The sequence below is a fragment of the Streptomyces sp. SPB074 genome, from assembly GCF_000154905.1.
In the GTDB taxonomy this organism is placed as follows: domain Bacteria; phylum Actinomycetota; class Actinomycetes; order Streptomycetales; family Streptomycetaceae; genus Streptomyces.
This window is the reverse complement of sequence record NZ_GG770539.1, coordinates 6,329,077-6,336,710: the sequence shown is the minus strand read 5'-3', so window position 1 is coordinate 6,336,710 and position 7,634 is coordinate 6,329,077. Positions and strand designations below refer to the sequence as shown.

Genomic DNA, 7,634 nt, shown 5'->3' with positions numbered 1-7,634 from the left:
GGGGCGGTGACGGCCGACGACGCGGGCGGCTCGGCGCGCGGAGCCGTGACGGCGGACGAGGCGGGGGGGGGGGCTCGGCGCGCGCGGCGGGCGGCGCCTGCGGGCCCGTGATCTCGCGTACGGCCGCGTCGAGCGAGGCTCTCGGCACGGGGAAGGTCTCGGCGATGGCGTCGGCGAGGCGGGCCGCGTATCCGCGGTCGAGGCCGAGGAGTGTCGTCAGGGGCAGGTACAGGGCGAGGCGCAGGCAGGCGAGCGCGTAGGTGTCGACGGCCTGCCCCACGCGGTCCCCCGGGGCGGCGAAGGCGGGGTTGGCGACGGAGGGCCGTCTCGCCTCGCTCAGCGCGGAGGCCGCCTCGAAGTCGAGCAGGACGACGCGTTGACCGTCCTCGCTCACCATGACATTGCTCATGTGCAGATCGCCCATGACCACTCCGCGCGCGTGGACGGCGGCGACGGCGTCGGCGACGAGCCGGTGCGTGCGTTCGGCCCAGGCGGCGTGCTCGGCGAGCTCCGCCTCGCCGGGCGCGGAGCGCGAGAGCGGGAAGCGGCGGGCGAAGAGCGTGTTGAGGGTGGTGCCGGGCACGAAGTCCATGACGAGGAAGCGGTGTTCGCCCCCGGTCAGGTCCTCGTGCACGGCGGGCACGCAGTCCAGCCCGGCGAGCCGGCGCAGCACGTCCGCCTCGCGGGCCAGGCGGGCCACGGCGTCGGCGCCGTCCGCGGCGAGTCCCGCGTGGGGCCGGGCCTCCTTGAGGACGAGACGCCGTCCCGTCCGCGGGTCCTTGGCGCGGTAGACCCCGCCGCCGTTGGAGAAGTGCAGCGCGCCCTCGATGGCGTACGGGATGCCGTCCGCGCCGGCCGCGGCACGCGCCGCGAGGTGCGGGGCGAGGAAGGGCGGCGGGGTGACCCAGTCGGGTACGGCGAAGACGGGACCGCGCGGGTCGGGGACGAGCGTCCCCGCCGGGTCGGCGACGGCGGGGACGGGGACGCCGCCGGGGCCGGGGCAGAAGCGCGGCGCGAAGGCCCCGTACCGCACGTGCACGGGCCCGGCGCCCAGGCGCAGGTCGCTCAGGATGTACGGTCCGGGCTCGCCGTCCAGCGCGGCGGCGAGGTCCCGGCACAGCGGCTCGAAGTCCGCGGGGCGCGGCGGGTAGAGCGTGAGGAACTTGCCGCTGCCCGCGCGGTCCGCGTACTTGCCGTTGCGCAGCAGGAGCAGCGTCGGCGTGGGCACGAACTTGAAGGGCACGCGGCGGTCGAAGCAGAGGCGGGCCGTTGTGGCGAGGAGGCGGGGGGCCGCTTCCAGGCTCGCCGAGACGTGGATCTTCCAGCCCTGCGGCGGTATGTGGGCGCCGGCCGGGGCCAGCGAGCGCCAGTCACCGCGCCGGGCCTCCTCCCAGCCGGGCGGGACGGTGCCGAGCGCGTCGGCGTAGTCCCCGGCGTCCCCCAGGGCGGGGAGGACGGTCCGTGCGTGGTGCGGGGCGTCGTAGAAGAGGGGGTGCGCGGCGGCGTACGCGGCGTACTCGGGGTTCACGCGTCCTCCCTCGATGCGGTGCGGAGCCACCGGAACCGGCGGCGCGATCGAGATTCGCACGCCAGGACCCCTGCGGGGCAGTGCCCGTTGTCACCACTGCGGGGCGCTTCCCGCACGGCCGCGACGTGCTTCCCGCACCTGCTCCCGCGCGCGTGGCGGCGCGGGGCGGGCGGGCGGAACGCACGTGCCGTGCGGGCCGCGCGCTCACCGCGCGTCCTCCACCAGCAGCCGGTCCACCGCCTTGCCGAAGACGAGGGCGGCGAGGCGGCGGGTGAGGGGGTCCGCCGCGCGGGGCAGGCCTCGCAGGCTGATGTCCTCCCTCCAGCGGACCCGGCAGCCCGCGGCGAGGGGCAGGACCTCGACCAGGGCCCAGCCGGTGAAGACCCGTCCGCGCTTGTCGAGACGGCACACGCCCGGGGTGTCCCCCCGCGGCGGTTGCCACTCGGTGACCTCCATGGGGTCGTCGAAGCCCAGGCGGCCGACGCGCGTGCGGGCGACGAAGACGGTGCCGAGGCCGCCGCCGGGGGGACCGCCGCGGACCCGTACCGCCGTGAGCGGGGCGACGCGTCCGTGGCGGCGCCAGTCGGTGAGCAGTCCCCAGGCGCGGGCCGCGGGGAGGGGACTGCCGCGCTCGATCACGAAGAGAGCCAAGGGGTTCCTTTCCAGGAGGTATCCGAACAGATCCATGCGTTCCGTATCGGAACGATACTTAACCGATCAGTCACAAAGCGTTCGCTGCCGCGCAACACCCGTGCCCGAGGCTGAACCCATGAATCCTGAGACCCCTGTGCACAAGGCGGCCCCGCGTCCGCGCCACTGGCGCCGCGAACTGGTCGAGCTCGCCGCGCTCTTCACCGCCGTCGCCGTGGCCGACGCGGTCGCCAACACCGTCGCGCACGGTCCCGGGGGCCCCGAGCTGCTGGTCACCTCGGCGGTACTGCTCGCCGCGACCGCCGGTTTCCACGTGTGGTGGTCGCGCCGCCACGGCCACGCCCCTCCCCCGCTCGATACCGGGGCCGGTACGGAACCGGCGACCGGGGAGGGGGGCGGCGCCACGGCGCTGTGGCGGATGCGGACCACCGTGCGCGACGAGCCGGGCTCGCTCGCCGCGCTGTGCGGGGCGCTCGCGCGGCACCGCGTGGACATCCTCAGTCTCCAGACCCACCCGCTCGCCGAGGGCACCGTGGACGAGTTCTCGCTGCGCGCGCCCGCGGGCCTGGAAGCCGCCGCGCTGACCCGGGCGGTCGCCGCCGCGGGCGGCAGCGGTACGTGGATCGAGCGGGCCGACGCGCACGACCTCGTGGACCCGCCCGCGCGCATCCTGCACCTCGCCACCCGTACCGCGCTCGACCCGGCCGAACTGCCCCGCGCGCTGCGCGAACTCCTCGGCCGCTGCGCGATCCGCTCGCTGCCCGCGCGCAGGGCCGGCGAGGGCGCGGAGGCGGCGGAGGGCGCGGAGGGCGTCCACGACGGCGAGGGCGGACCCGGCACCGTCCTACGCCTGCACACCCCCGAGGGGGACGTGGTCACCGCCGAGCGCCCCCACCTCCCCTTCACGCCCACCGAGTTCGCCCGGGCCCGCGCGCTCCTCGCGCTCGACGCGCGGCTCGGGCCCCGCCTCCCCGGCGGCGCCGAGGTGTACACGCTGCCGCGCGGCGAGGCCGTCAGCGTCGAGCGGGCCGGGCAGGGGGAGCTGGAAGAGGCGAAGGAGCTGCACGCCCGCTGCTCCCCCGCGACGCTCGCCCGCCGCTACCACGGCCCGGTGCGCGACGCGGACCGCTACCTCGCGCACCTGCTCGGCCCCCGGCACGGCCGTACCCTCGCGGCGCGCACGGCCTCCGGGCGGCTCGTCGCCCTCGGGCACCTGCTGTGGGACGGCGAGGAGACCGAGGTCGCCCTCCTCGTGGAGGACGCGTGGCAGCGCAAGGGCGTCGGCTCGCGGCTCCTGGAACGGCTCGTCGCGATGGCCGCCGAGGCGGGGGCGGACAGCGTGTACGCCGTGACGCAGGCCGCCAACACCGGGATGGTCGCCGCGATGCGCGGGCTCGGGCTGCCGCTGGACTACCGGATCGAGGAGGGCACCCTCGTGATCACGGCGCGTCTCGCCGGCCACGAGCCGGACACCACCGGGCACGCGCGGGCCGGGGGCACGGTGGGCGAGCGGCCCGCACGGGGCTGACCGCGACGGCTCCCGGGGCGCGGGCCCATGAGACCCGCTCCCGGCCGAAAACAGGCCCCGGACCCGCCGTCCGGGGCCTGTTCCAGTACGGGAACGACCGTTTTCACCCCGCGTCTTTCGGCACACCGTCCGGAAAACGGACACCGAGGACCCGCCATCCGGATGACACCGCCCGCCGTCAGGTACCAAGATGAACCCATGCCAGAGACCAAGACCCCGCTGCCCCGCGAGGTCGCCGACGCGTACGTCGACGACCTCGTCGCCCTCGACCCGATCACCGGTACGTACCTCGGTGTCGCCGAGAGCGCCACGCGGCTGCCCGACTTCTCCCCCACCGGGGCCGAGGCGTTCGCCGCGCTCGCCCGCACCACCCTGGACCGGCTCGCCGAGGCCGAGCGCGCCCCGGGCGCCGACAGCGACATCGAGCGGCGCTGCGCGCGCCTGCTCCGCGAGCGCCTGACCGCCGAACTCGCCGTGCACGAGGCGGGCGAGCACCTGCGTACCGTCGGCAACATGAACACCCCCGCCCACCCGGTGCGGGACATCTTCACGCTCATGCCGACCGCGACCGAGGAGGACTGGCGGGCGATCGCCGCGCGCCTGCGCGCCGTCCCGGCGGCCCTGGAGGGCTACCAGGAGTCGCTGGCGCTCGGCCTGGAGCGCGACCTGCCCGCGCAGCCCGAGCCGACCGCGACCTTCATCGAGCAGCTCACCGAGTGGGCGGGCGAGGGGCGCGGCTGGTTCGAAGACTTCGCCGCCGCCGGCCCCGAGGCGCTGCGCGCCGAACTGGATGAGGCGGCGCGCGGCGCCACGGCGGCCGTCGTCGCGCTGCGGGACTGGCTGCGCGAGGAGTACGCGCCGGAGATCGCCGACGCCCCGGCCGTCGTGGGCCGCGAGCGCTACGCCCGCTGGGCGAGGAACTTCAACGGCAGCGACCTGGACCTGGACGAGGCGTACGCGTACGGCTGGTCCGAGTTCCACCGGCTGCTCGCCGAGATGCGCGCCGAGGCCGAGAAGGTGCTGCCCGGGGCGGCGACGCCGTGGGCCGCGCTCGCGCACCTGGACGAGCACGGCACCCGTATCGAGGGCGTCGAAGAGGCCCGCCAGTGGCTCCAGAGCCTCATGGACGAGGCGATCGACAAGCTCGACGGCACGCACTTCGAGCTGGCCGAGCGGGTCCGCAAGGTCGAGGCGTGCATCGCCCCGGCGGGCAGCGCGGCGGCCCCGTACTACACGGAGCCCTCGGAGGACTTCTCCCGCCCGGGCCGCACCTGGCTGCCCACGATGGGCGAGACGAGCTTCCCCGTCTACGACCTCACCTCGACCTGGTACCACGAGGGCGTGCCCGGGCACCACCTCCAGCTCGCGCAGTGGACGCACGTCGCCGACAGCCTCTCGCGCTACCAGGCCGGCATCGGCATGGTCTCGGCGAACGTGGAGGGCTGGGCGCTGTACGCGGAGCGCCTCATGGACGAACTCGGCTTCCTGGACACGCCGGAGAAGCGTCTCGGCTACCTCGACGCGCAGATGATGCGCGCCGTGCGCGTCATCATCGACATCGGGATGCACCTGGAGCTGGAGATCCCGGCCGACTCGCCGTTCCACCCGGGCGAGCGCTGGACCCCGGCTCTCGCGCACGAGTTCTTCGCCGCGCACAGCAGCCGTCCGGCCGCGTTCGTCGCGAGCGAGATGATCCGCTACCTGTCGATGCCGGGGCAGGCCATCGGCTACAAGCTCGGCGAGCGCGCCTGGCTCACGGGCCGGGCCAACGCGCGGAAGGCGCACGGCGATTCCTTCGACGCGAAGAAGTGGCACATGGCCGCGCTCTCGCAGGGCTCGCTGGGTCTGGACGACCTGGTGGAGGAACTGTCGCGGCTCTGAGCGGCTGACGCGGCGTACTTGGAGAGGCGCGGCCCGGCCAGATCCAGCCCTCCCCGCCTTCAGCAGCCGCAGTCGTCCGCCCCGAGCGGGGCCGTGAGGCGGTCCGCCGGGTCGCGGCGCGTCACGGCGGGCGCGGTCCCGGTCTCGTACGGGAGGCCCTCGCGCACCCAGTACTCGAAGCCGCCCATCAACTCCTTGACCCGGAAGCCCTGTTCGGACAGGACGAGGGCCGCACGCCGCGCCCCGTCGCAGCCCGGGCCCCAGCAGTGGACGACGACGGGCACCCCGGGGTCGAGGCCGTGCGCGCCCGTCGCGAGGACGGCGGTGGGCAGGTGCCGGGCACCCGGGATGCGGCCCTGGACCCAGGCGCCTTCGGAGCGGGTGTCGGCGAGGACGAAGCCGGGGTCGCCGTCGCGGGCGAGCGCGGCGGCCACGTCGGAGACGTCGGCGGCGTGCGCGAGAAGGGCGCGGAAGTGGGCGGCGGCCGTGGCGGGTTCGGCGAAGGCGTCGAGCGCCGGGGTGGTGTGCATGGCGCCAACGGTACGGAGCGGAGGCGGTCCCGCACAGGCGGAAATCCCGGCCTCGGCTCGCCTTCGCCGGGGAAACCCTGGTATATCCGCACCATGACCACGCATCCCTCCGCCCCCTTCTCCCCCGACGCCACCGACTGGCGGCTGCTCGGCGCGCTCCAGCGGGACGGGCGGGCTTCGTTCGCCGAGCTGGCGCGCGAGGTCGCGATGTCGCCGAGCGCGGTGACGGAGCGGGTGCGGCGCCTGGAGGAGGCGGGGTTCGTGCGCGGGTACACGGCGGTGCTCGACCCGGAACGGCTCGGGCTCGGCGTGCTCGCCTTCGTACGGCTGCGTTACCCGACGACGAACTACAAGCCGTTCCACGACCTCATGGCCGTCATGCCGCAGGTGCTCGAAGCGCACCACGTGACGGGCGAGGACTGCTTCCTGCTGAAGGTCGCCGCCCGCTCGATGCGGGACCTGGAGACGCAGGTGGGGCGGATCGGGACGCTCGGTGCCGTGACGACGAACGTCGTCTACTCCTCGCCCCTGCCGGGCCGGGCGCTGCGGGCCCCGGAGGGGTGAGCACTCCGGTGCGGCTCCTCAGAATCCGCGCTCCCGCACCGTCGAGCCGACCCGGCCCTTGACGACCTCCAGTCGCGCGGGCACGCGGCGCCGCAGTTCGCCGACGTGGCTCACGATGCCGACGCAGCGTTCGCGTTCGCGCAGTCCGTCGAGCACGTCCATGACCTCGTCCAGGGTCTGCTCGTCCAGGCTCCCGAAGCCCTCGTCGATGAAGAGCGTGTCGAGCCGCACGCCGCCCGCCTCGCCGGTGACGACGTCCGCGAGGCCCAGCGCGAGGGCGAGCGAGACGTAGAAGGTCTCGCCGCCGGACAGGCTCGCGGTGTCGCGCTCGCGCCCGGTCCAGGCGTCCACGACGTGCAGGCCGAGCCCGGAGAGCTTCCCGCGCGCCGCGCGGTCGTCGGAGTGGACGAGGGTGTAGCGGCCCTGGGACATACGGGCCAGGCGCGCCGTCGCGGCGGCGGCGATCTGCTCCAGGCGCGCGGCGAGCACGTACGACTCCAGGCGCATCCTGCGGTCGTTGCGCTTCGCGCTCCCGGCGGCGAGGTCGGCGAGGCCGCCCACGAGCGAGTGCCGCGCGCGCAACGGGCCCAGGTCGCGGGCCCGGGCGGTCAGTTCGGCGGAGAGGCCGTCGAGCGCGGTGGCGCGCGAGCGGGCCGCGTCGCGCGCGGAGGCGGCGGCCCGGGCGCGGTCCTCGGCCGCGCGGGCGGCGCGCGAGGCCGCCTCCGGGTCGGCGGGCGGCTGCGCGGCGGCCTCGGCGACGGCGTGCTCGGCGAGGGCGAGGGTGGCCGTGTGGACCTCGCGGGCGTGGGACTCGGCGCGTTCGCGCAGCTCGCGCGCCTCGGGCCCGGGGAGTCTCGCCGCCGCCGCGAGGGCGGGGGTGTCGAAGCGGGCGGCGAAGGCGGCGTCGGCGAGGCGCGCGTCGGCCTCCTTGAGCTGGTCGGCCGTGGTGGCG

Annotated in this window: 7 protein-coding genes; 3 read left to right on the top strand and 4 right to left on the bottom strand. The window is 75.8% G+C overall.

Going from position 1 to position 7,634, the window contains the following annotated elements:
• Together lanKC and SSBG_RS27050 are read right to left on the bottom strand one after the other, a co-directional pair.
• Positions 1-1,528, bottom strand: a 1,528-nt coding sequence (gene lanKC / locus SSBG_RS27055; RefSeq protein WP_199781413.1) for a class III lanthionine synthetase LanKC, incomplete at its 3' end; no start/stop codon positions are given.
• A gap of 204 nt (positions 1,529-1,732) precedes the next feature.
• On the bottom strand, positions 1,733-2,179 hold the full coding sequence (locus SSBG_RS27050; RefSeq protein WP_008749239.1) for an SRPBCC family protein: 447 nt from the start codon (positions 2,177-2,179) through the stop codon (positions 1,733-1,735).
• A 118-nt stretch (positions 2,180-2,297) separates the two neighbouring features.
• On the opposite strand from SSBG_RS27050, the gene SSBG_RS27045 reads away from it, so the two are divergent.
• Positions 2,298-3,707, top strand: coding sequence for a GNAT family N-acetyltransferase (locus SSBG_RS27045; protein WP_199781412.1), 1,410 nt, complete (start codon positions 2,298-2,300; stop codon positions 3,705-3,707).
• 198 nt (positions 3,708-3,905) lie between these two features.
• A complete protein-coding gene (locus SSBG_RS27040) occupies positions 3,906-5,588 on the top strand; it encodes a DUF885 domain-containing protein (RefSeq protein ID WP_008749237.1) in 1,683 nt (560 codons plus the stop codon).
• A gap of 59 nt (positions 5,589-5,647) precedes the next feature.
• Here the strand turns inward: SSBG_RS27040 and SSBG_RS27035 are convergent, their stop codons facing one another.
• Positions 5,648-6,118, bottom strand: a complete 471-nt coding sequence (locus tag SSBG_RS27035; RefSeq protein ID WP_008749236.1) for a rhodanese-like domain-containing protein — start codon at positions 6,116-6,118, stop codon at positions 5,648-5,650.
• Positions 6,119-6,211: 93 nt separating this feature from the next.
• On the opposite strand from SSBG_RS27035, the gene SSBG_RS27030 reads away from it, so the two are divergent.
• Positions 6,212-6,682: an Lrp/AsnC family transcriptional regulator gene (locus SSBG_RS27030; protein ID WP_008749235.1), complete on the top strand. Its 471-nt coding sequence runs from the start codon at positions 6,212-6,214 to the stop codon at positions 6,680-6,682.
• An 18-nt stretch (positions 6,683-6,700) separates the two neighbouring features.
• On the opposite strand, the gene SSBG_RS27025 is transcribed toward SSBG_RS27030, so the two are convergent.
• Positions 6,701-7,634 (bottom strand): SbcC/MukB-like Walker B domain-containing protein (locus SSBG_RS27025; protein WP_037870738.1); only part of this gene is annotated, 934 nt, incomplete at its 5' end.

Bases quoted from the DNA above. Each gene is read 5' to 3' on its own strand.
- SSBG_RS27040 (WP_008749237.1), top strand. From the start codon at position 3,906: ATGCCAGAGACCAAGACCCCGCTGCCCCGCGAGGTCGCCGACGCGTAC.
- SSBG_RS27045 (WP_199781412.1), top strand. From the start codon at position 2,298: ATGAATCCTGAGACCCCTGTGCACAAGGCGGCCCCGCGTCCGCGCCAC.
- SSBG_RS27035 (WP_008749236.1), bottom strand. From the start codon at position 6,118: ATGCACACCACCCCGGCGCTCGACGCCTTCGCCGAACCCGCCACGGCC.
- SSBG_RS27030 (WP_008749235.1), top strand. From the start codon at position 6,212: ATGACCACGCATCCCTCCGCCCCCTTCTCCCCCGACGCCACCGACTGG.